At 54.7% G+C, this 20,856-nt stretch carries 18 protein-coding genes and 1 pseudogene; 7 read left to right on the forward strand and 12 right to left on the reverse strand.

Features of this window, described 5'->3' with window-relative positions; genetic code table 11:
- Window positions 1-310 precede the first annotated feature (310 nt).
- A pseudogene (locus E8K88_RS18355) lies at window positions 311-517 on the reverse strand (cell division protein ZapA); the annotation flags it as partial.
- Window positions 517-786 carry a DUF904 domain-containing protein gene (locus E8K88_RS12140; protein ID WP_240754501.1) on the reverse strand — a complete coding sequence of 90 codons (270 nt, stop codon included), beginning with the start codon at window positions 784-786 and terminating at the stop codon, window positions 517-519. The pseudogene E8K88_RS18355 and the gene E8K88_RS12140, both read right to left, overlap by 1 nt.
- Before the next feature lie 353 nt (window positions 787-1,139).
- Here E8K88_RS12140 and sbcB point away from each other — a divergent pair, with 353 nt between their 5' ends.
- The gene (gene sbcB, locus E8K88_RS12145) at window positions 1,140-2,585 is read left to right on the forward strand and encodes an exodeoxyribonuclease I (RefSeq protein ID WP_136406940.1); all 1,446 of its coding nucleotides are present in this window, start codon (window positions 1,140-1,142) and stop codon (window positions 2,583-2,585) included.
- Window positions 2,586-2,648: 63 nt separating this feature from the next.
- On the opposite strand, the gene E8K88_RS12150 is transcribed toward sbcB, so the two are convergent.
- Window positions 2,649-3,266, reverse strand: a complete 618-nt coding sequence (locus E8K88_RS12150; protein ID WP_136406941.1) for a glutathione S-transferase N-terminal domain-containing protein — start codon at window positions 3,264-3,266, stop codon at window positions 2,649-2,651.
- Between the two features lie 829 nt (window positions 3,267-4,095).
- Here E8K88_RS12150 and E8K88_RS12160 point away from each other — a divergent pair.
- Both E8K88_RS12160 and E8K88_RS12165 read left to right on the forward strand, forming a co-directional pair.
- A complete protein-coding gene (locus tag E8K88_RS12160) occupies window positions 4,096-5,052 on the forward strand; it encodes a sugar kinase (protein ID WP_136406942.1) in 957 nt (318 codons plus the stop codon).
- A gap of 57 nt (window positions 5,053-5,109) precedes the next feature.
- Window positions 5,110-5,748: a bifunctional 4-hydroxy-2-oxoglutarate aldolase/2-dehydro-3-deoxy-phosphogluconate aldolase gene (locus E8K88_RS12165; protein WP_136406943.1), complete on the forward strand. Its 639-nt coding sequence runs from the start codon at window positions 5,110-5,112 to the stop codon at window positions 5,746-5,748.
- Between the two features lie 163 nt (window positions 5,749-5,911).
- Here the strand turns inward: E8K88_RS12165 and pdxH are convergent, their stop codons facing one another.
- The 3 genes from pdxH to E8K88_RS12180 all read right to left on the reverse strand — a co-directional run bounded on the left by pdxH (window position 5,912) and on the right by E8K88_RS12180 (window position 7,939).
- Window positions 5,912-6,565: a pyridoxamine 5'-phosphate oxidase gene (pdxH, locus tag E8K88_RS12170; RefSeq protein ID WP_168797322.1), complete on the reverse strand. Its 654-nt coding sequence runs from the start codon at window positions 6,563-6,565 to the stop codon at window positions 5,912-5,914.
- Window positions 6,566-6,832: 267 nt separating this feature from the next.
- Window positions 6,833-7,264, reverse strand: a complete 432-nt coding sequence (gene gloA / locus E8K88_RS12175) for a lactoylglutathione lyase (protein WP_136406944.1) — start codon at window positions 7,262-7,264, stop codon at window positions 6,833-6,835.
- A gap of 111 nt (window positions 7,265-7,375) precedes the next feature.
- Window positions 7,376-7,939: a YggT family protein gene (locus E8K88_RS12180; protein WP_136406945.1), complete on the reverse strand. Its 564-nt coding sequence runs from the start codon at window positions 7,937-7,939 to the stop codon at window positions 7,376-7,378.
- A 101-nt stretch (window positions 7,940-8,040) separates the two neighbouring features.
- On the opposite strand from E8K88_RS12180, the gene E8K88_RS12185 reads away from it, so the two are divergent.
- The 3 genes from E8K88_RS12185 (at window position 8,041) to gorA (ending at window position 13,199) form a co-directional block, all read left to right on the forward strand.
- Window positions 8,041-9,549 carry an NAD(P)H-hydrate dehydratase gene (locus E8K88_RS12185; protein WP_136406946.1) on the forward strand — a complete coding sequence of 503 codons (1,509 nt, stop codon included), beginning with the start codon at window positions 8,041-8,043 and terminating at the stop codon, window positions 9,547-9,549.
- A 619-nt stretch (window positions 9,550-10,168) separates the two neighbouring features.
- Window positions 10,169-11,524 (forward strand): amidohydrolase family protein, encoded by a 1,356-nt coding sequence (locus E8K88_RS12190; RefSeq protein WP_136406947.1) that lies wholly within the window; start codon window positions 10,169-10,171, stop codon window positions 11,522-11,524.
- 325 nt (window positions 11,525-11,849) lie between these two features.
- On the forward strand, window positions 11,850-13,199 hold the full coding sequence (gorA, locus tag E8K88_RS12195; protein ID WP_136406974.1) for a glutathione-disulfide reductase: 1,350 nt from the start codon (window positions 11,850-11,852) through the stop codon (window positions 13,197-13,199).
- 6 nt (window positions 13,200-13,205) lie between these two features.
- Here gorA and E8K88_RS12200 read toward each other — a convergent pair whose 3' ends face one another.
- Window positions 13,206-15,122, reverse strand: a complete 1,917-nt coding sequence (locus E8K88_RS12200) for a 3'-5' exonuclease (protein ID WP_136406948.1) — start codon at window positions 15,120-15,122, stop codon at window positions 13,206-13,208.
- Between the two features lie 169 nt (window positions 15,123-15,291).
- Between E8K88_RS12200 and E8K88_RS18185 the strand changes: the two genes are divergently transcribed.
- Window positions 15,292-15,504: a hypothetical protein gene (locus tag E8K88_RS18185; protein ID WP_205880080.1), complete on the forward strand. Its 213-nt coding sequence runs from the start codon at window positions 15,292-15,294 to the stop codon at window positions 15,502-15,504.
- A gap of 825 nt (window positions 15,505-16,329) precedes the next feature.
- Here the strand turns inward: E8K88_RS18185 and E8K88_RS12215 are convergent.
- The 5 genes from E8K88_RS12215 to E8K88_RS12235 form a co-directional block, all read right to left on the reverse strand.
- Window positions 16,330-16,728, reverse strand: a complete 399-nt coding sequence (locus E8K88_RS12215; RefSeq protein WP_136406950.1) for a hypothetical protein — start codon at window positions 16,726-16,728, stop codon at window positions 16,330-16,332.
- 523 nt (window positions 16,729-17,251) lie between these two features.
- Entirely contained in the window at window positions 17,252-18,037 is a 786-nt protein-coding gene (locus tag E8K88_RS12220) for an ABC transporter ATP-binding protein (RefSeq protein ID WP_136406951.1), read from the reverse strand.
- Between the two features lie 13 nt (window positions 18,038-18,050).
- Entirely contained in the window at window positions 18,051-18,764 is a 714-nt protein-coding gene (locus E8K88_RS12225) for an ABC transporter permease (RefSeq protein WP_136406952.1), read from the reverse strand.
- A 7-nt stretch (window positions 18,765-18,771) separates the two neighbouring features.
- A complete protein-coding gene (locus E8K88_RS12230; protein ID WP_136406953.1) occupies window positions 18,772-19,458 on the reverse strand; it encodes an ABC transporter permease in 687 nt (228 codons plus the stop codon).
- A gap of 160 nt (window positions 19,459-19,618) precedes the next feature.
- Window positions 19,619-20,395, reverse strand: a complete 777-nt coding sequence (locus tag E8K88_RS12235) for a lysine/arginine/ornithine ABC transporter substrate-binding protein (protein WP_136406954.1) — start codon at window positions 20,393-20,395, stop codon at window positions 19,619-19,621.
- Window positions 20,396-20,856: the final 461 nt, after the last annotated feature.

Below are 20,856 nucleotides of genomic sequence, written 5' to 3' on the forward strand. Positions count from 1 at the left end.
CCGTGTGCTGCACAGCGCCTGCCTCTGGCTCGGATGCTTGGGCTTCAGCTAGGGTTTCAGAGGTGGATTCAAATCCTAGCGCAGCTTCCATGTCCGCGTCTGGAGCTGTTTGTGGCTGAACTTCTGCGGGTACATCCGCCTGGTCCATTGTTGGGTTGAGTACCGCTTCAAGCCGTGCGACCAAGGCTTCTAAAGCCAGGCTTTGGGCGCTGAAAGCAGCTGCGGCTTCTGGTCCATAGAGCGATTGCTCGGCCTCTTCTGCCGTGCCCGATGCACTGGGCGGGGGCAGTTGCTCCAGCAACTGCGCATGGGCCTGGCGCAAATCGCCTAGTTCGTAGGCCAGATTCAGCGCCGCCAACACGGCAATACGCTCGCGCGCGCGCACCTTGCCTGCATCGTGAATGCGGGTCATTGCCCCATCCACCAAACTGACGGCCTCCGTGAGGCGCGCCTCTTGGCCTTCTTTGCATGCGAGCAAATAACTCTGCTGCAGAATTTTGACTTCTACTTGGTTCATTACTTGCCTTCTAGTACGTTGTGCAATTCAGGTAATCTTGTCAGCAGTGCATCGACACGCTCACGTGCTTCGTTCAGACGCTGCACCAAACCATCGCGCTCTTGCGCCAATGCCTGGTTGAGCTGGTGTAATTGCGCACAACCCTCTTCAGCAGCGGCGAGCCGCTGCAGCAGCTGGTCAATTTGGATGGACAATTGATCCGTCAATGTGTTGGGCGTTTGCATGGATAGAAAAAGTGGATGGCGCTTGCTCGGTTCAATTCGCACCATGGTCAGCCTTGGCTTGAGTGAAAATCCTAGACGATGGACACACGATCATCGCGTTCGAATGTGAAGAATGTTGCCGAGCAAAACGCTTGAGTGATTTGAAATCAATACGCTTTTTTGACTTTATCATCTTTAGACGATTGAGCCGAGTGACAAAAGACAATAATCTCTTCTTTCTTTACAGAATTTCGGACCCATTCGCCAGTGCACCGGTCCATTCGACGCAGTGATTGTCGATCCGTGTTAACTAATGTCAACAATCGCCTCGGACTGAGTGTCTTGCGCGTTGTTGATGGGCGCTGGCAGCCACGCATTTCTTACACACCTATTGCACCGCCTTCTAGGCCAGATATTCCATGCAGACTTTTTTATGGCACGACTATGAAACTTTTGGGGCCAATCCCAGAGTCGATCGCCCAGCCCAATTTGCCGCGATTCGCACCGACTTGGACCTCAATGAAACGGAAGCCCCCATGGAGTGGTTTTGCAAACCACCATTGGACTACCTGCCAGACCCCCAGGCCTGCTTGATCACTGGTATCACGCCGCAGCAAACCATGGAAAACGGCCTGGCCGAAGATGCCTTTGCGGACCATGTACACGGCGCGTTTTCACAGCCAGGCACGATTGGTGTGGGCTACAACACCATTCGTTTTGACGATGAGTTCACACGCTACATGCTGTGGCGCAATTTGTACGACCCCTACGCACGAGAATGGCGCGATGGCAATGGCCGTTGGGACTTGCTGGATGTGGTGCGCATGACCTATGCACTGCGCCCGGAAGGCATTCAATGGCCTAAGGGCGATGATGGCAAAACCAGTTTCAAACTAGAACGCCTGTCAGTGGCCAATGGCCTGGCGCACGAATCTGCGCACGATGCAGTCTCGGACGTGCGCGCCACCATTGCCTTGGCACGTTTGCTCAAGGCCAAACAACCGCGTTTGTTTGAGTTTGCGCTGCAGTTGCGCGACAAGCGCGCAGTGGCCAAAGAGCTGGGCTTTCCAGTGGTGGCCAGCCAGGCCAAACCGTTTGTGCATGTCTCAGGCATGTTCCCGGTTGAGCAAGGCTGCCTGGCCGTGATGTGGCCCATCGCCAACCATCCGACCAACCGCAACGAGGTGATTGCCTGGAACCTCGACTACGACCCGCGTGAACTGCTGGACTTGGATGCGGAGACAATTCGGCTGCGCTTGTTCACCAGACAGGCCGATTTGCCCGAAGGCATGACGCGCCTGCCGATCAAAAGCATCCACCTGAACAAGTCGCCGATGGTGGTCGGCAACCTCAAGGTACTGACACCGCAAGTGCAAGAGCGCTGGCAAATGAACATGGACTTGATCGAGCAACATGGCCTGTACGCCCGTGACTTGCCCGATATGAGCGCGGTGTGGGCGCAAGTGTTTGAAAGGCCTGCCGCGCGCAATGCAGCGCCCGTGCCTGCAGAGCAGGATTTGTATGGCAGTTTTTTGGGCGATGCAGACCGCCGCCGCTTGCAAGACCTGCGTCAGCTGCCGGTAGCGCAATGGGGCAAGCAAGCAGGGCGCTTTGAAGACGCGCGGTTGGACGAACTGCTGTTCCTCTTCCGCGCCCGCAACCACCCAGAGACGCTGACCGCGCCAGAGCAAGCACAGTGGGAGCAGCACCGCATCAAGGTGCTGATTGAAGGCGAGGGCGGCACGCGCACAGCCTCGCAGCTGATGGCTGAAATCGATGCCTTGTCAGACGATGCCGATGAGCGCGAGCAAGACATTCTTGGCGCGCTCTACGAATGGGCAGATGCGGTCACGCCGGACTTGTAATAGACCAAGCGCCTGCTCTGTTGCTTTGGCACCCATGTGCGCAGAAAGAGATTGAACAGGCTCTTAGATTTGGATTGCCAAAGCCTTTTGTACCGCTGGACGGCCAGATATGGCCGCCACATAGCGCTGCACATTCGGGTAGTCTTTCAAATCGATGTGGTGCCACTCGTGGCTCAGGGCCCAGCTCACAATGGCCATGTCGGCAATCGAGTAGTCGCCCGCAACATAGTCTTTGTTCTCCAGGTGCTTGTCCAGCACGCTGTACAAGCGCTGGGTTTCCTTCATGTAGCGCTCAATCGCATACGGCAGTTTCTCGGGCGCATAGCGGCTGAAGTGGTGGTTTTGGCCCAGCATCGGCCCAAAACCACCCACTTGCCACATCAACCACTGCTCGACCTCGACGCGAGCGCGTTCTTGCTGTGGATAAAACTGGCCTGTCTTACGTCCCAAATACTGCAATATTGCACCCGACTCAAATACCGAGATGGGCTTACCGTCAGGGCCGTCATGGTCGACGATGGCCGGAATTTTGTTGTTGGGCGAAATTGCCAAAAACTCCGGTTGGAATTGCTCGTCCTTCATGATGTTGATGACTTTGACTCGGTAGTCGAGCCCCATTTCTTCCAGCGCGATCGAGGCTTTATGGCCGTTGGGAGTTTTGTAGTAGTAAAGGTCAATCATCTCAGAGTGCTTTCGGGTGGATAAGCCAGGCGGTACAAGCGCTCAGACAAGCAGTCAGCCGTGCTGAGCGCCTGCTCCAACATGCATGGCGGCAGTGAATAGTCATGCCATCTTAGCGTTTTCTGGCTGCGCGTGATCAGCCCCTGCCAAGGCAGCCCTAGCGCTTGCAAGGTGTCAGGCAAAGCACTGGCAAGGCATCAGGATTTCGTGCAGCAAGTGCGGGCATACCATGCCAGCCTAAGAGCTTGTTCAAAGTTTCCACGCAGACCGCGTTGGAGCCCAAAAGGATATGATGCGCGGCAAAAACCGCAGTCGGGCTATCTGCCTGGCGAGGATTTTTAACAAAGCAGCGTGCCTTTGGGGCTCCAACCAGAAGGGCAAGGCACAAAAAAGCGCATTACTGCGTTGCCCGCTGCGCTCATACGAGACATATACGCAGCAACAAGCGCCTTGCACTGCCTCTTTTTTGTGCCATGCACGACTGCGCGGGGATGGTGAACAGGCTCTGAGAACGCTGCATTGCCAGCGAACATTTGTCATATAAAACGGCCTCCCAGGCCATGACCACCACGAGCATGATTCACCTCCCATCCTCGATCCGCGCGATTCAATTGTGGTTGCAGGGCATTTGCTGCAGCTGACGGTGAATGCGGTATCTGGCAAAGCCAGTAAAAGTGAAGAAAATGGCCTTGGTGACAACGAGTTTTTGCCTTGGCAGCTTGGTGCGGTGATGTAATAGCGGGTTCGCATTTTTTCGCTGAATGAGACAAGCGCTGGGCACTTGGACTTGGTACTGAGCGCATCAGCGCGTTTTATAAATGAGAGGGTTATGACAAACTTGCAGCCTGCTTTTGATGTGTTGACCGTGGGTGAGCCCATGGCCTTGTTCATGGCCACCGAGCCAGCCCCTTTGCACGAAGTGCGCCAGTTTGCCCGTGTGGCCGCAGGCGCTGAGCTGAATGTGGCCATTGGCCTCTCCCGCCTGGGTTTACGCACCGCCTATGTGACCCGTGTAGGCGCTGATTCATTTGGCCAGTTTTTACAAGCCGAATTTGCCAAAGAGGGCATTGCGACGGACTTTGTGTCGGTGGTGCCTGAGCAACGCACCGGCTTCATGCTCAAGACCCGCAGCGCCGATGGCAGTGACCCGCAAATCGAGTATTTCCGAGCAGGCTCGGCCGCCAGCCATTTGAGCGTGGCTGATTTACCAACCGCATTTCCAGCTCGCCATCTGCATTTGACAGGCATCACGCCTGCGTTGTCGCCTTTTACCAAACCGATGGTGCTGGCCTTGATTGAGCGCGCCCGTGCGGCCGGTGCCAGCATTTCGTTTGACCCGAATCTGCGCCCACGCCTGTGGGCATCGCAAGCCGAGATGGTCAGCACCTTGAACCAGATTGCGTCCTTGGTGGATCTGGTCTTGCCCGGCATTGGCGAAGGCGAGATTTTGGTCGGCTCCACCGATGCCAAACAGATTGCAGATTTCTACCTGCAAGCCGGTGCCAAACAAGTCGTGGTCAAACTGGGCCCGCAAGGCGCTTACTACCAGGAAGCCGCAGGCAATTCGGGCACTGTGCCCGGTGTGCCAGTCAGCCAGGTGGTGGACACCGTCGGCGCTGGCGACGGCTTTGCCACTGGCGTGATCAGCGCTTTGGTCGAGGGCTTGCCATTGGAGCAGGCAGTCGCACGCGGCAATGCCATTGGTGCGCGCGTTGTGCAATTCCCCGGAGATTCCGATGGCCTGCCCACCCGCACTGAACTGGGCCTGGCTGCTTTGTCAGCCTGAATTTTGATGGCACGCTGCACGCAGCCTGCCAATCGCCAACCGATACATGGATTGTTTATGAGTTCTACATCCCTCTCAGCCCTGAACATTGTGCAAGACGCAGCGGTGATTCCGGTCATCGTACTGAACAAGGTGGAACATGCCGTACCGATGGCCAAGGCCTTGGTGGCAGGTGGCATCCGCATGCTGGAAGTGACCTTGCGCACGCCCGTGGCGCTCGACTGCATTCGCGCAATTGCCAAGGAAGTGCCAGACGCCGTAGTCGGCGCAGGCACGGTGCGCTCGGCCAGCGATGCGCAGGCCGCAGCGGCAGCGGGTGCGCAGTTTTTTGTCAGCCCAGGCTATATCTCCAGCCTTGGCCAAGCCTGCCAGGCACTGAACATTCCTTTGCTGCCAGGCGTGGCGACAGCCAGCGAACTGATGCAGGCCAAGGCCGATGGCTTTGATGTGCTGAAATTTTTCCCCGCCGTGCAAAGCGGCGGCGTGGCCATGCTCAAGGCTTGGTCGGGCCCGTTTGGCGATGTGCAGTTTTGCCCCACAGGCGGCATCTCGATCGACAACGCCCAGCAATTTCTGGCTTTGCCGAACGTCAGCTGTGTTGGCGGCTCCTGGTTGGTGCCGGGTGATGCGCTAGAGCAGGGCGACTGGGCGCGTATCACCGAGCTGGCCAAAGCGGCCAGAGCCTTGCGCGCCTAACAACAGGGTTTTGTAGGGCGGGTCGAGACCCGCCGGTTCTGATAAGACGCTCTGTTTGTTTGTGCACCTCGATTGTTGCCCATCAACCAATGGCGGGTTACGCGGCGCTTTAACCCGCCTTACGACGTTGGTGTGAGATCACCGTGAAATGGTGCTTGCTCTATCAAGGCGCCAGGCGCTCAATCTGCCAATCCCCTTGCTGGTTTTTCACATAGCTCAGGCGGTCATGCAAACGGCCATCGCGGCCTTGCCAAAACTCCCAGTAGCTGGGCACCAGGCGGTAGCCACCCCAAAACTCTGGCCGGGTCGGCTCATTGCCTGAGGCTGCAACTTCTTGCTCAATGCGAGCGAAAGCCTCGTCCAGCACTTGCCGACTCTCGACCACCTGGCTTTGTGGGCTGGCCAGTGCGCCAATGCGGGAAGCCAATGGCCTGCGGGCAAAGTAATGGTCGCTTTCGGTGCTGGAGGTTTTTTCAACCACACCTTCAATACGCACGACACGCTGCAGACTGGCCCAGTAAAACTGCAAGGCCGCAAACGGATTGCCCGCCAGCTCGTGGGCTTTGCGGCTTTCGTAATTGGTAAACCACACCAGACCACGCTCGTCATGGCCTTTGAGCAGCACAATGCGTGTGCTGGGGCGCAGGTCATTGCCGGTGGTGGCCAATGTCATCGCATTGGGCTCGGGTTGTTGGCTGGCCACCGCCTGTTCCAACCAGTGGTCAAAGAAAACATCCGGTGCCTGGGGCATCTCGCCCTCAGACAAACTGCCCAATGTGTAGCGCTCACGCATCGCGGCTAAATCCACTTGTGCCATCAAGACTCCCTTCGTATTGACATGGAGCAGATTGTGGCACGGCAAGCGCCCAGTCAAGTAATCGAACACGCCAGCTTGTGTCGATGTTTGGCCCATCGACCAGATAACGCCTGCCTTCGGCGAGCGCTGCATGCGCACGTTGATACCATCTGCGCACACGCTGTGCCCATTGAGCAACTGGGCTCACCCAGCTACTCGCAGGAGCTGGCAAATAGCCATAAAAAAACCCACCAAAGTGGGCTTTTGGCCATCGTGCCACTAGGCCAATCAGGCATTGCGCAGTGGGTCAAAGCGGGTGGTCGTGTCGTCGCTGGACTTGATTTGAATCAATTCAATTTTGTAGCCATCCGGATCTTCGACAAAAGCAATCACTGTGCTGCCACCTTTGACCGGGCCGGCTTCGCGCGTGACTTTGCCGCCTGCGGCTTTGATTTTTTCGCAGGCTTCATAGGCATCAGGCACACCCAAGGCAATATGGCCGTAAGCATTGCCTAGGTCATAACTGGAAGTGCCCCAGTTGTAGGTCAGCTCCAGCTCGGCCTGCGCAGGATTGCCGCCGCCATAGCCCAAAAAGGCCAAAGAGTATTTGTACTCAGGATTTTCTGAGGTACGCAGCAATTGCATGCCCATGACTTGGGTGTAGAAATCGATGGAGCGCTGCAAATCGCCAACGCGCAGCATAGTGTGTAGAAATTGCATGGGGGAATCCTTTATTCAATAGAGTGCGGCAAAAGGCGCACAAGCACAGGTAGCGTCAAAATTGTTGCGCTACCAGTCAGGCCAATGCGCTGGATGCCAACCGCAGCGCCATTACATCAGCATCCAAGAAAGCAGGTTCAACTCCACTCTGCGCACCACAATCAGCGCAATGTAGAGCAATAAGCTCAGCACCATCGGAGAGAAGTCAATGCCCGATGCCGTGCCTGGCAGCCGTCTGCGAATCGGGCCTAACAAAGGCTGGCAGAGGCGGTCTGCAATCGCGTAAAGCCAGTGGCCAGGCATCAGCCAGGACAGCGCCGTCATCAGCAGTAGCAAACCGATAGCCAACCAAATCGCAATCGAAAGCAATTCAAAGGCCGCCCGGATAGGCACCAGCGGCATCAGCTGCAATTGTCCAGCCACACCGATCAGCAATACCAATTGCAATGCGACAATCAGGTAGGCCAGCAGCACGCAGACCCAATCCCAGCGCCCAGTGGCTTGAATCAGCTTGCGCACAGGCCGCACCAGCCAATTGGTCGTTGTCAGAACCAGCTGCCCCAATGGATTGGAGAAGTTGATCCGCATCGCTTGCAGCACGCAACGCAGCAACAAGGCAGTGGCCAGAAACTTGGCAGCTGTGCCAATTAGAAAAGCGAAAATCTCGTAGAACATCGTGTCTTTATCTTAACCGAGCAGGACTATTCCCAAAGCGACGGGCTTTAAAAGAAAAGGCTTTCGCAAGGGCAATCGCCTATTTTTGTAGAAAGAACCGCATGCCATTGCTCCAGTCCGAGTTGCCCTCCACGTCTTTGCGCTTGTTGACACCCGCTCAAATGCTGCAAGCCGAGCAGGCGTCGATGGCGGCTAACGCCACTGACACCGCAGACCATGGCCTGATGCAGCGTGCCGCGCAAGCCGTCGCTGTGGCAATACAGCGGCGCTGGCAGCCATGCCGTGTCGCAGTGCTGTGTGGTCCTGGCAATAATGGCGGTGATGGCTATGTGGTCGCACATCTTTTGCGCCGGCAGGGCTGGAGCGTGCAGGTGTTCAGCTTAACACCACCGCAGCAAAACCAAGGAGATGCTGCTTGGGCTGCGCTGCAATGGGGTGCAAGCACCCAGCCTTTGAGCGCGTTCGAACCAACTGCGTTTGACCTTGTCGTTGATGCTATTTTTGGCGCAGGTCTGAACCGCGCTTTGGGTACAGACGTGGATAGCTGCTTGCAAGCCTGCGCACAGGCAAAGTTGCCAATATGCGCGGTGGATATGCCCAGCGGGGTCGATGGCAGCACTGGACAATTATTGGGCCAGGCTGCGGCCGCTGCGCTGACGGTGACCTTCAGCTGTGCCAAGCCTGGCCACTTCTTGCTGCCTGGCAAAGACTTCTGTGGCGAGCTGTTGGTGGCCGATATTGGCCTGGATGCAGCCTGTTTGCAGGCCATTGGCAGCCACACATGGCTGAACGCACCAGCCTTATGGGACCATCTGAAACCGCAGGCGCTGCCCAGCCAGCACAAATACAAACGCGGCCATGTTGTGGTGTTGGGCGGTGAGGTGCTCACCGGCGCCGCCCGGTTGGCGGCACAAGCAGCGCAGCGCAGTGGTGCGGGCTTGGTCACCATCGCTGCCCCAGCAAGCGTCTGGGGTGTCTATGCACAGGCCTTGCAAGGCTGCATGGTGCAATCCTTTACCGATGGCGACGCGTTGCGCTCCATCATCCAAGAGCCGCGGCGCAATGTGTGCTTAATTGGCCCTGGCGCGGGAGCGCTGGACACAACCCGCCAGGCGGTACTAGAGAGCGCCGCAGCAGGCAAGCAACTGGTCTTGGACGCTGATGCACTGACCGCGTTTGCCCAGCAGCCCCAAGTCCTATTCGATGCATTGGCTGCACTTGCCAAGCCTTTGGCCCAGGCGCGTGCTGTACTGACCCCGCATGATGGTGAGTTTGCGCGTTTGTTTGGCCACTTGAGCGCAGCCTTGGGCAAGGACAAATGCGCACAAGCGCGCCTTGCCGCGCAGCGCGCCCAGGCCGTGGTCGTACTCAAAGGCGCTGATACGGTGATAGCTGCGCCCGATGGCCGTCTCTGCATCAATGCCAACGCCCCTGCGACTCTGGCCACTGGCGGCACCGGCGATGTATTGGCCGGTCTCGTAGCGGGCCTGTTGGCACAAGGCATGCCTGCTTTTGAGGCGGCTTGTGCTGCGGTCTGGCTGCATGGGCAAGCGGCTCAACAAGTGGGGCCTGGTCTGATCGCAGAAGATTTGTTGCACGCCTTGGCATAAGAGCCTGCTGCTTAACGGCTAAGGCATGGGGAAACCTCTCATAAGCCCTAAAAACGCAAATTCATCGTCTGCAACTCATTGATTTAGTTGATGCAAATTTTTCGGGATTGAGGTTTTGAGAGGTTCCCATGGGATGATGCCAACGGCGAATTGGCTGTTGAATCCATTTTTCAAAGCCTTTAACGCAAGACGCTGCTTAAGATAAACAATCTGAAACATGGATTTCTCAAGGCCAATACGCAGCAGCGGCCAAACGAGAATCCGTATGATAAAAGCGCACTGTTGACGTTGCGATTCAACATGGCCTGGCCGATCTGGCCTTAGAGCCTGTTCAGCATCTCCATGCCGCAGCGTTGCGACCCAAAAGGTTGCAATGCGCGGCAAAACCGCAGTCGGGCTAGCTGCCCGGCGAGGTTTTTTGCAAAGCAGTGCGCCCCGTGGGCTTCAACCTGAAGGGCAAGTCACACGAAGCGCCTTGCGCGCTTTCGCGCCTGCGCCGAGATTTTGAATAGGCTCTAACAAGCTGAACTTGTATTGTGTTGATTTAAAAATATTCCGCTTGGCTTGCGAGCCGAGTTATTACAACCTGTCTCATTACTTCAACCAAGAGCACTTCACTATGACACTACAACGCAGACAAATTTTGACAGCCTCCATGCTGGCCTGGGCCACGCCTTGGTCGGCCTTTGCGGCTTCTGCCACTTCGCGCCAAGATGAACTCGTTTTTGATGGCGTGCGTTTGATTGATGGCAGCGGTGGGGCGCCACAAAACGACATGCGCGTGCTTGTGGCCAATGGCCGCATTGCTGCGATAGGTTCAATGCAGAACGTTGGCATTCCCCACGGTGCTCAGCGGATCGCTGTGCCCCAAGCCACTTTGCTGCCGGGGCTGATTTCCAACCATGTTCATCTGGGCCTCTACGACGGGCTGGTCAGTGGCGCAGCAGCACATACACCAGTCAATATTTTGGGCCAATTGCGCCTCTACCAACGTTATGGCGTCACAACCGTCGCTGCGATGGGCGTTAACACACCGCAGGTGTATCCAATGCAAGCGCTCGTTCAAAGCGGCGCTGTGACGGGCGCTGATTTTGTGGTGGCCGAAGGCGGTATTGGGACGCCCGATGGCGCGCCACCTATTGACATGGACCCCAGTCCGGTAGTGCGTCCGATCAATGCGCAACAAGCTAGGCAGGCCGTGCAGGATGCCACTTCGCGGGGAGCCAACTATATCAAGCTGTGGTTCGATGATTTTCAAGGCCAGCAACTCACCAAGATGGACCCTGAGGTGTATCGCGCTGCGATTGATGAAACGCATCGCCAAGGTAAACGGGCTTTTGTGCACATTTACTACCTGGAAGACGCCAAACAATTACTGCGCGCGGGCGCAGACGTGCTGGTGCACGGCGTCAGAGACCAACCCATAGATGGCGAGTTTGTCACTCTCATGAAGCGCAACAATGCCTGGTATGTTCCTGCGTTGACGGTGGAAGAAGCGTTCTTCCTGTTTGCTGAACAACCAGAGCTGCTTGAGCAGCCTTTTCTTCGCAATGCACTTCACGCAGATTTGCGCCAGCAATTTGCCACACCGCAATGGCAGCAAGCGCAGCTGGCCAATCCCGCGCTGCAGGAGTGGAAGTCTAGGCTTACGCAAAGCCAGCGCAATGCCAAAAGTGCAGTAGAGCAGGGCGTCAACGTCAGTTTTGGCACTGACTCGGGCGCAATGCCCCTGCGCGTGCCGGGTTTTGCCGAGCACCGTGAACTTGAATTGTTGGTGCAAGCTGGCCTCACGCCATTGCAAGCGCTGCATACAGCCACTGCCCGTGCGGCCCAGGCCTTGGAGTTGGCGGATCGGGGCACCATCGCACAAGGCCAGCGCGCCGACCTGTTGCTGGTCAGCGGTAATCCGGCCACCAATATCCTTGATACGCGCAATATTGTCGGTGTGTGGCAGGCTGGCTCACGGGTGGTTTGAGGGTGGGGCTCTTTGCCAGGAGTCCACCCCGCTAAATGCTAGCCAATTAGAGCAAACACCTGATAGGGGACACTGGCCGAACACGGTTTGCACCAAACCCTTGCATGAATGGGCAGGTCTTTGCTGACTTGGACCAGATGCCCTGCAATAGGCTAGTGCTAAGGCATCTATGCCATCCAACTGACGCATGCCAGTGTTAGTCTGTTGCATAGGGCTTTTTGCTGGGTGACAGTCTAGGCGTATTTGCAGAGATTCATAAGGCTGCAGCTCCAACAGCAGGCCCGCAGAGGCAGCAATCCAAGAGAGACATTCAAGAAAGAAAATGATGACCAAACACTTTGATTACATCGCCATCGGTGGCGGTAGCGGCGGTATTGCCTCCGTCAATCGCGCAGCCCAATATGGCAAAAAATGTGCATTGATTGAGGCCGGTGATTTAGGCGGCACCTGTGTGAATGTGGGCTGTGTGCCTAAAAAAGTCATGTGGCATGCAGCGCATATTGCCGATGCCATTCACCGCTATGGACCAGATTACGGCTTTGAAACCGGTCAGTCGCACTTGGACTGGGACCGCTTGGTCAGCAGCCGCAACGCCTATATCGACCGCATCCATCGCTCATATGAATCTGGTCTGCAGAAAAATCAGGTTGAAGTCATTCATGGCTTTGCCCGTTTTATCGATGCCCACACCCTCGAAGTCGATGGGCAACGCATCACTGCCGACCACATTTTGATTGCTACCGGCGGCCAGCCGATGCGCCCCGACATTCCTGGCGCCGAGCTGGGGTTGGACTCTGATGGTTTCTTTGCTTTGTCCGAGCTGCCCAAGCGCACTGCGGTCGTAGGGGCGGGCTACATTGCTGTTGAAATCGCTGGTGTGCTCAACGCACTGGGTTCACAAACACATTTGTTTGTGCGCAAACAAGCACCGCTGCGCCATTTTGATCCGCTGCTCAGCCACACGCTGGTTGAGGTGATGCAAGCCGAAGGGCCACAGTTGCATACCCATGCGATTCCTAAAAGCGTCAGCCGCAATGCAGACGGCAGTTTGACGCTTGAATTAGACAATGGTCAAAGCCATACCACCGATTGCATCATCTGGGCTGTAGGCCGGACACCCAATACCGCAGGCCTGCGTGCAGAAGCTGCTGGTGTCAACCTGGACAATGGCTATGTTGTGGTCGACAAATACCAAAATACCAACATATCGGGCATTTATGCGGTCGGTGACGCGACGGGGCTGGTGGAGTTGACACCGGTAGCGGTTGCTGCAGGACGCCGTTTGGCCGAGCGCTTGTTCAACCACAAGCCAGAGGAGCGACTGGATTACAAAAACGTGCCAACCGTGGTCTTTAGCCACCCGCCGATTGGCACCGTAGGCTTGACCGAGCCAGATGCACGCGCCAAGTTTGGCGACGAAGAGGTCAAGGTCTACCAATCATCTTTCACTGCGATGTACACCGCAGTGACCCAGCACCGCCAGCCAGCGCGGATGAAACTGGTGTGTGTAGGCCAAGAAGAGCGCATTGTCGGCATTCACGGCATCGGCTATGGCATGGATGAGATGCTGCAGGGCTTTGCAGTCGCTTTGAAAATGGGTGCCACCAAGCGCGATTTTGACGATACAGTGGCGATCCACCCAACCGCGGCGGAAGAGTTTGTAACGATGCGCTGAGTGCATTTACACCAGCACGTCATCTGGTGCTTGCAGGCTCAGCTTTCCAGCTGCTATGGCAGACTCCATGCGAGTCATAAACGCAGAAGGTTTGCTGCCCAGCAACACCAAACGCTCGATTGCGCGTGTCATGCCCACATAAAGCAAACGGGCATCTTCTTCGGTCTGTGCTTGTTGGCGTGGCATCGTTCCTAAAAACGGAATAAACACCTGCTGGAACTCTAAGCCTTTGCTGACATGCAATGTCAGCAACTTCACCGCGTCTTCGGCTTGAAATAAGCCCAGTTTATGGTCGGCGCTGACGCAAGCAATGCCCTCACGCAAAAAGGCCGACTGCAATTTTCCGATCTGCCAACGGTCGCGGCATAACACGGCGATATCTGACAAATCAGTGCCTTGGCCATGCGCTTCACGGATACGAGCGATCAAGGCATTGATTTCGCCCCATTCAGTGTCTAGTTTCAATAACTCTGGAAACGCCCCCCGTCTGCCGGTGCTTTGCGGCTCCACCAAAGGCACATCGTCCTCAGCAGCGTCACGGCAGGTCAGTAACTCTGCGGCAAAGCTGCGCGCTACAGTCAGCACTTCTAAGGTATTGCGGTAATTGATCTTCAAGATCGTGGTGCGTCCCTGGGCTTGCACACCCACGCTAGCAAAGCTGAATTTGCGCTTGCCTAGCGGCAGTTTGTTGCTGTTAGTCGCTGTGCTTTCACTGACAAGTGCGGGTTCAAGCCGTTTGCCGTAAATACTTTGGGCATCGTCATACAACACCAGCAAGCTATTGTTGCTAGGGTCGAGCATTTGCACCACCAGTCGATACCAGTCAGGTTTGAAGTCTTGCCCTTCGTCAATGAGGATAGCTGCATACTGGGCCCTGGGGATATGGCCCAGCTCCACGGCTTGCATGGCGCGGCTGACTAACGCTTCGTAGAAGTCCTCTGCAGACTCCGGCGGCAAATCCATGTTGTACGCCACAAGCATGGCGCGGCACCACGACAAGAAAGAGCGTACCTGTACTTTTTCTTGCAGGCCATGTTCGGCTATCACCTGCGTCAAACGCTGTGTCAGTGGGCGGTTAAAACACAAGACCAGCACTGGCTTGGCACTGGTTTGGGCCAGGTACACACTGCGATAGCACAAAATCATCGTTTTGCCACTGCCGGCCACGCCATGAATCACGCGGTGGCCATCGCCCAGCGAGCGGGCCAATTGCTCTTGCTGCAAATCCATCACCTTGATCAGCGAGGGAATAGGGGCCTCGTTGGCATCAAACAAGCCAAACTGGCCATTTTGCGGGTTGATGCGCACCTCTGGAAAGAGGTGATAGCGCACCCGGTCAATCTGCGGCAAGCTCAAATGGCAAGGAAATACATGGTGGAACATGTTCCAGAGCCGCTGCTGAAAAGCTTCGGCATCGACAGATTCGAGCATTTCGTCCTTGCACATGACCCGCGCCGGCTCCAGCACATCGCCCAGATTTGTTTGGTTGAACTGCTCTCGGGTGATATTCGTGAGCACCACGCCCCAGCCATGCGGTGCTAGAAAATTACCTGCGTGCGGATGGCCTTTGGGATGCAGCAGTTGTGGGTCATCGCCCAACATATTCGCCACTTGCAGTGTATAGAACCGCGCTTGAGCCATTGGGCTAGTGACTACTTTGCTATGGCCATTGACCAACAAGGTGGCGTGCGTGGCATCGAGCGATAGAATCGTCTCCAACTTCCAGTCCTTGACTTCGAGAATCAAGAAACCACGGCGCGGGTGCATGACGACAAAGTCGGGCTGCACCTTCATTGACCCAACTGGTGCATTGTGCCAACATAGGTAATCATCTTCGAGTTTTTGAGTCAGGCGCTCGGCAAATCTTCGCTCACCAGTGGTGTCGAAGCGGCAACGGCTAAAGACAGGAAACAGCAAGGCCATAGGCAAATTGAATGGCCAACTGCTGCACACAATGCGGTATGGCCTATATCTATATGTTAATTAATGCTATTGAGTGTACCCGCTCAAGACCCATGCCTCTGGCTTTCACGTCAAAGCGTTTTAGCGCTTTTCATTGACAGTTCAACCTGTGTCAGTGCTGCAGCCAAACGTGCAATACCGTCCTCGATTTGCACAATGGCTGCACATTGTCGGGCTTGAGGTGCGGGTCAGACGTTGGGAGGTCAAGCGCAAGCTCAGCCAAAACCAATCAGATCAAGACCGGCACGGCGTGATCCGCGCCTTATCCACGCTGGGCCAGCACGAACTGGCCAACACCATGGCAGAAGCCATGAATCAGAAAACACCTGAAAGAAGACCATAAAACCATGTACTGCGTCAGAGCTTGAAGAAACATCAACGCCACAGGAGGACATGGTCATGTATCTGGTACAACTTTTTAGAAACCTAATCAGTCTTTAATTTTATACGATGTATATTATGTTAAATCAAGGATCGACGATGACTGGCAGCTATCCTAGAGTACCCCTCTAGCCTCATCTTTCGATGTTTATTCATTTGTGAGTGCCTGAGCGACAAATAGCCAGATGCCCAGGGGTTTCGTGCGCGCGATGAAGAGATTAAGCGCAACGAACAACGCGCCCTGAGCTTGATCAGCAGTATTTTTGTTCTTCCGCTACTAATTGCCTGATTCGTTCCGGGCTCTGATGGCTGTAGCTCTTAGAACGTTCAAAGCGCAGGCTCCTGCGTGTGCCGTTACAGCTTTCAATATTTTTTGTTGATAAGCGCCGATTGCTGGTATTGCTGCTGTAGGCATTTTGTCTAAAACGCTGCACAGCTGCGGCATCGTTCCGTGCGCGTTGTTCCCTCTAATTTCTATCAGCTTCTTCGGCCCTGCGTTGGGCTGCTGTGCCTACGCCCTCATGCAGGACCTTGCCATCAGCACATGGCTGGTTTGTCCAAAGCCGCGCCCCTTTGGCGTCTTGGCATTTGTAAATTTGAGAAGACACATTGATAGAAATCAATGCGGTTAATAGAAATACCGCTTTTTGTAACATAGGGTAAGTCTATCACCAGGTGTTTGTCCTTGGCATGCGAAAAGTGCTCAAGCCCCCTGCTCTGATCCGCTTGCGGGCTGGCTATTGCATGGCAATTGGCGAGCAGCGTCTGATCTTTTAAACCTGTTTTATCAACTCGACTCAGAGTTTTTGGCAGTTTTACCAGGTTTTGGGTAACCCATTTTTTTGAGTGTTTTTTGCAGTTGAGCCATAGATTGCCACAGCTGATTGGCATAACTTGGCTCCAAAGGTTGCTCTGCCTGCAGATGCGCAATGGTTTGCTGTAGCGCCTCCTGCAAAGATTGCACACTGTAGTTGCGCCGCCAGTCGGCACTGTCCTGCCGTTTTTTTTCAAAATACGCGGTGACTTGTTCACGCTCTGCGGGTGTCAGCTTGTCAGCCTCTTCGGGTAATAAGGATGTCGCGAACCTTGAACATGACGCGACCACTTTGCTGGTGGAGCGTTTGAGATCACTCTGGTACTCGCTGCGGATGAACTGGATTTTTCTGCCTTGTTCGCGGATTTGCATGCTGACTCCATCAATCACAAAAGACTGATGAAATTCTATCCGATTAGACGGATAGATAAATGCAATGCGACAGATAATTTATTATCTGCTTAATCAGAGGTATTTTTATCCGACTAGGCGGATGAATTTTAATCCTTCTAGTCGGATAGAAATATATCGGACTTTAGTTTTGATACATTGGCTCATCTGGGAGCCCTCAAAGCGCCAAATTGCTGCTGCATACCTGGCAGCAAACCCCATTGAGCACCAGCAAACTACAGGCTCTTAACACCACGAATGCCTACTCGATACCCAGCGCACGTATTGCGTTGAACAACAGCGCAACCATGCAAAACACCTTGCATAGACCACTGTGGTGCAGTGGTTTGCAAGGTGTTTTTGTGCGACTGGCGGACTGGAAGTCCATCACATTGCGAGGGCTGGGCGCAGTTGCGCTGTGGTCTTAGCCACAGTCAGAAAGGCGCAGTCTTGGTCAGCGCGTACAAAGACCAATTTGGTTCGATTTGCATCGAACCGCCTCACTTTATTTCAGGTTGCCAGAAAGAAATTTGGCCAAGCGCTCACTGCGAGGATTGCTCAGAACCTGTTTAGGGTCGCCCTGCTCTTCAATGATGCCTTGATGCAAGAACACCACATGGTTCGAGACTTCACGGGCAAAGCCCATCTCATGGGTTACAACCACCATCGTGCGGCCTTGCTGGGCCAGCAATTGCATGATGCGCAGCACTTCACCAACCAACTCTGGATCGAGCGCGCTGGTGGGCTCATCGAACAACAGCACTTCAGGCTCAACCGCCAAGGCGCGGGCAATCGCCACGCGCTGCTGCTGCCCGCCTGAGAGCTGGTTGGGGTATTTGTCTTCATGGCCTTTGAGGCCAACCATGTCCAGATAACGCATGGCCGAAGCGATTGCCTGATCCTTGCTTTGCCCCAGCACATGCACTGGCGCCTCGATGATGTTTTGTATCACCGTCATATGCGCCCACAAATTGAAGTGCTGGAATACCATGGTCAATTTAGTGCGAAAGCGCTGCAGCTGTTTCAGGTCAGTGGCGTGCAGTTCTTTGTCTTTGCGCAAATCCAGCTGTAATTCTTCGCCGGTGAGCAGGATGCGGCCCTGATTGGGGCGCTCTAGCAAGTTCATGCAGCGCAAAAATGTGCTTTTACCCGACCCAGAGCTGCCAATGATGCTGATCACATCGCCCGCATTGGCGGATAAGGAAAGGCCTTTGAGCACATGGTTACTGCCATAGTATTTATGGATATCCAGTGCTTGCAGCTTGACTGCAGAAGAAGCGGTGTTGGTCATGCGAAAAAAAATCTCAATGGGTGCGCGGTTGCAGGTAGGCGGTGTAGCGCTTCTCGATCAGGCGGAAGATGCCCATCAGTGTGAACGTCAGCACGAGATACAAGCCTGCTGCAAACAAATAGGCTTCGAAAGTGAGGTAGTAGTCGCGGTTGATTTTCTGTGCCGCAGCCGTTAGCTCCAGCATGGCTGGAATCGTACTGGCCAGGCTGGTGCCGTGCATCATCTGCATCACTTCATTGGTGTATGGTGGCAAGGCGCGGCGCATCGCACTGGGCAAAATAATACGGCGCAGTACTTGAAAGCGGCTCATGCCCATTGCGTAGCCAGCTTCAACCTCGCCTTTGCTGGTATCGCGAATCGCGCCGGCCAAGATTTCGGCCAAATAGCCGGCGTGGTTGATACTGAAGGCCAGCATCGCGCAGAACATCGCGCTTTTGAACGGCTCCAGGAACCAGATCGTGTCCCAATGGCTCCTGACCCAATCGAGTTGTGCAATGCCGTAGTAGATCAAAAAGATCTGTATCAGCAGCGGCGTGCCGCGCACCACATAGGTAAAGCTCGATGCAATGCCGCGCAATACCGGTGAGCGCGAGCACAACATCAACGCAAAAATCAAACCTGCAATGCCGCCGCATACCAGCAGGCCGCCGAGCATCACGAAGGTGCCCTCCATGCCTTGCAGGTATAAGAGCCAGGTCGAGGCTTCGGAAAAAATCTCCCAATTCATAGTTTCCTCACAAGGTGATTTTTTCGGTACCAAGGCTGTAGCGTGCGTGCACTTTGCGCAGCACCCACAGGGAAATGCTGGTGAAAACCAAATACATCGCTGCAGTCATCAGAATGAACAGGAATGGCTCACGGGTCGCGGCCCCTGCTTGGCGTGCCAGGTACGTCATATCGTGCAAACCAATCAGGCTGACAAGCGCTGTCGCCTTGAGAATGCACATCCAGCTGTTGGTAAAACTAGGCACCACATAACGGATCATCTGCGGCAAGGTAATGCGTCTGAACACCTGCCAGCGCCCCATGCCAAAAGCGAGCCCGGCTTCACGCTGGCCTGCAGGAATGGCTTTGATGGCGCTGCGGAAGTTCTCGGTCATGTAAGCGCCGTATATAAAGCCAATGGTCAGCACGCCAGCGACAAATGGGTCTAGGGTGATCTGGTAGTTCCAGCCCATGTTCTCGATTAAGGTGTTGATCACCGTTGGGCCACCGTAAAACACCAGCAGCATCGTCAGCAGTTCAGGTACGCCCCTGACCAATGTGGTGTAGGCCTGGCCTACAATGACTGCAAAGCGGTTGCCCGAGAGCTTGGCGCCTGCACCAAGCAAGCCCAAAAAAATTGCCACAGCCAGCGATGTCAGTGCAATAGAGACTGTCATCACCGAGCCTTGCAATATAGATATGTAGTAACCGGTCATGCAGAGCGGGAGAAAAAAGTTAAGCACCACTTATGCCGCTGGGGCATAAGCTGCGAGGCCGCAATAGTAACAGCGCCATTAGTTCTGACGAACTAAGGCGCTGTATATATACGATCAAGTGAAAGAGTGACGAAACACTTGATGCAGATTGGCTATTGTATTAATCGTGACCGTACGGGTCAAAGTCAAAATATTTTTTTCCAATCGTTGCGTACTTGCCATTGTCGCGCAATGCTTTGATCGCATCATTCAATTGGCCTTTGAGCTCATCCTGGCCTTTGCGCAATGCAATGCCCATGCCTTCACCAAAGTACTTGGAGTCCAGCAGGTCCGGGCCTACGGCTTTATAGTCTTTGCCATCTGGTTTGCTCAGGAAACCACCTGTGACTTCGACCTTGTCAGCGACAGTGCCATCCAGGCGACCGGCGTTGATGTCCAAATACACTTGGTCTTGTGCTTCGTAAGGCACAATTTTCACGCCTTTAGGGGCCAGCTCGCCTTCAGCATAACGCTCTTGGGTGCTGCCTTTGAGCACGCCCAGAGTCAGGCCCTTGAGTGAGTCGTGATTGGTATATTCCTGCGAATTTTTCACCACAATCGTGCTGGGCGTTTTGTAGTAGCGATTGCTGAAGTCGATCACACGCTTGCGCTCATCGGTGATTGACATATCGCTGATGATCACGTCATAGCGGCGGCTTTGCAGGCCAGGAATCATCGCATCCCACACCTGTTCGACAAACACGCACTTGCGCTTGATTTCTTCGCACACGGCATTGGCAAAATCCACGTTAAAACCAACCAGCTCGCCTTGGGCATTTTTATACACAAACGGCTCATAGGTTGGGTCCACTGCCACGCGCAAATCTTGCGCAGAAACCGAGAATGCAGCGCCGGCCAACAGGCTGGCCAGCAGCGCTGTCATGACGTGTTTTTTCATATATCGAACTCCAAGGTGTAAATCATAAAAATGCGATTGCGCAGCACTTGCCCACCATTGTGGGATGCGGCTGGATGCAGGCAAAAGCACACCGGCGGTCTGCCCATAGATTCCAATTAAACCAGCAACGGGTTGCCGCGATTATCTTGGAGCAATCACTTTGTTAATGTGAGCAATTCTAGTGCCAGCCAGTGGGGTTGAGAGCCCAGATGCAGGTTTCAACCATGATTTGAGGGTTAATCTGCATGCGCCATTTCATAAAATTTGCAAAAGTGTGAATGCTTGTAACGTGCTCGGTTGCATCTGCGCATTTTGATTCGATCGAAATAGGCAGTGCCAATAGAGCAAAGCACAAATTCCAACAGATTGTTATAATGGAGGCTGTTCTACTCATCAACGTGCATGAAAAATGCATCTTTTTGAGCAACTCGCTCATGCATGCTGTAGGTCCACTGCGGCTT

This window comes from Lampropedia aestuarii (assembly GCF_004803635.1).
Taxonomy (GTDB): domain Bacteria; phylum Pseudomonadota; class Gammaproteobacteria; order Burkholderiales; family Burkholderiaceae_C; genus Lampropedia; species Lampropedia aestuarii.

Excerpts from the sequence above, each read along its gene's own strand:
- E8K88_RS12220 (WP_136406951.1), bottom strand. The coding sequence starts at position 18,037 with ATGACCAACACCGCTTCTTCTGCAGTCAAGCTGCAAGCACTGGATATC.
- gorA (WP_136406974.1), top strand. The coding sequence starts at position 11,850 with ATGACCAAACACTTTGATTACATCGCCATCGGTGGCGGTAGCGGCGGT.
- gloA (WP_136406944.1), bottom strand. The coding sequence starts at position 7,264 with ATGCAATTTCTACACACTATGCTGCGCGTTGGCGATTTGCAGCGCTCC.
- E8K88_RS12235 (WP_136406954.1), bottom strand. The coding sequence starts at position 20,395 with ATGAAAAAACACGTCATGACAGCGCTGCTGGCCAGCCTGTTGGCCGGC.
- E8K88_RS12230 (WP_136406953.1), bottom strand. The coding sequence starts at position 19,458 with ATGACCGGTTACTACATATCTATATTGCAAGGCTCGGTGATGACAGTC.
- pdxH (WP_168797322.1), bottom strand. The coding sequence starts at position 6,565 with ATGGCACAAGTGGATTTAGCCGCGATGCGTGAGCGCTACACATTGGGC.
- E8K88_RS12200 (WP_136406948.1), bottom strand. The coding sequence starts at position 15,122 with ATGGCCTTGCTGTTTCCTGTCTTTAGCCGTTGCCGCTTCGACACCACT.
- E8K88_RS12165 (WP_136406943.1), top strand. The coding sequence starts at position 5,110 with ATGAGTTCTACATCCCTCTCAGCCCTGAACATTGTGCAAGACGCAGCG.
- E8K88_RS12140 (WP_240754501.1), bottom strand. The coding sequence starts at position 786 with ATGGTGCGAATTGAACCGAGCAAGCGCCATCCACTTTTTCTATCCATG.
- sbcB (WP_136406940.1), top strand. The coding sequence starts at position 1,140 with ATGCAGACTTTTTTATGGCACGACTATGAAACTTTTGGGGCCAATCCC.
- E8K88_RS12190 (WP_136406947.1), top strand. The coding sequence starts at position 10,169 with ATGACACTACAACGCAGACAAATTTTGACAGCCTCCATGCTGGCCTGG.
- E8K88_RS12225 (WP_136406952.1), bottom strand. The coding sequence starts at position 18,764 with ATGAATTGGGAGATTTTTTCCGAAGCCTCGACCTGGCTCTTATACCTG.
- E8K88_RS12150 (WP_136406941.1), bottom strand. The coding sequence starts at position 3,266 with ATGATTGACCTTTACTACTACAAAACTCCCAACGGCCATAAAGCCTCG.
- E8K88_RS12185 (WP_136406946.1), top strand. The coding sequence starts at position 8,041 with ATGCCATTGCTCCAGTCCGAGTTGCCCTCCACGTCTTTGCGCTTGTTG.
- E8K88_RS12160 (WP_136406942.1), top strand. The coding sequence starts at position 4,096 with ATGACAAACTTGCAGCCTGCTTTTGATGTGTTGACCGTGGGTGAGCCC.
- E8K88_RS12215 (WP_136406950.1), bottom strand. The coding sequence starts at position 16,728 with ATGCAAATCCGCGAACAAGGCAGAAAAATCCAGTTCATCCGCAGCGAG.
- E8K88_RS12180 (WP_136406945.1), bottom strand. The coding sequence starts at position 7,939 with ATGTTCTACGAGATTTTCGCTTTTCTAATTGGCACAGCTGCCAAGTTT.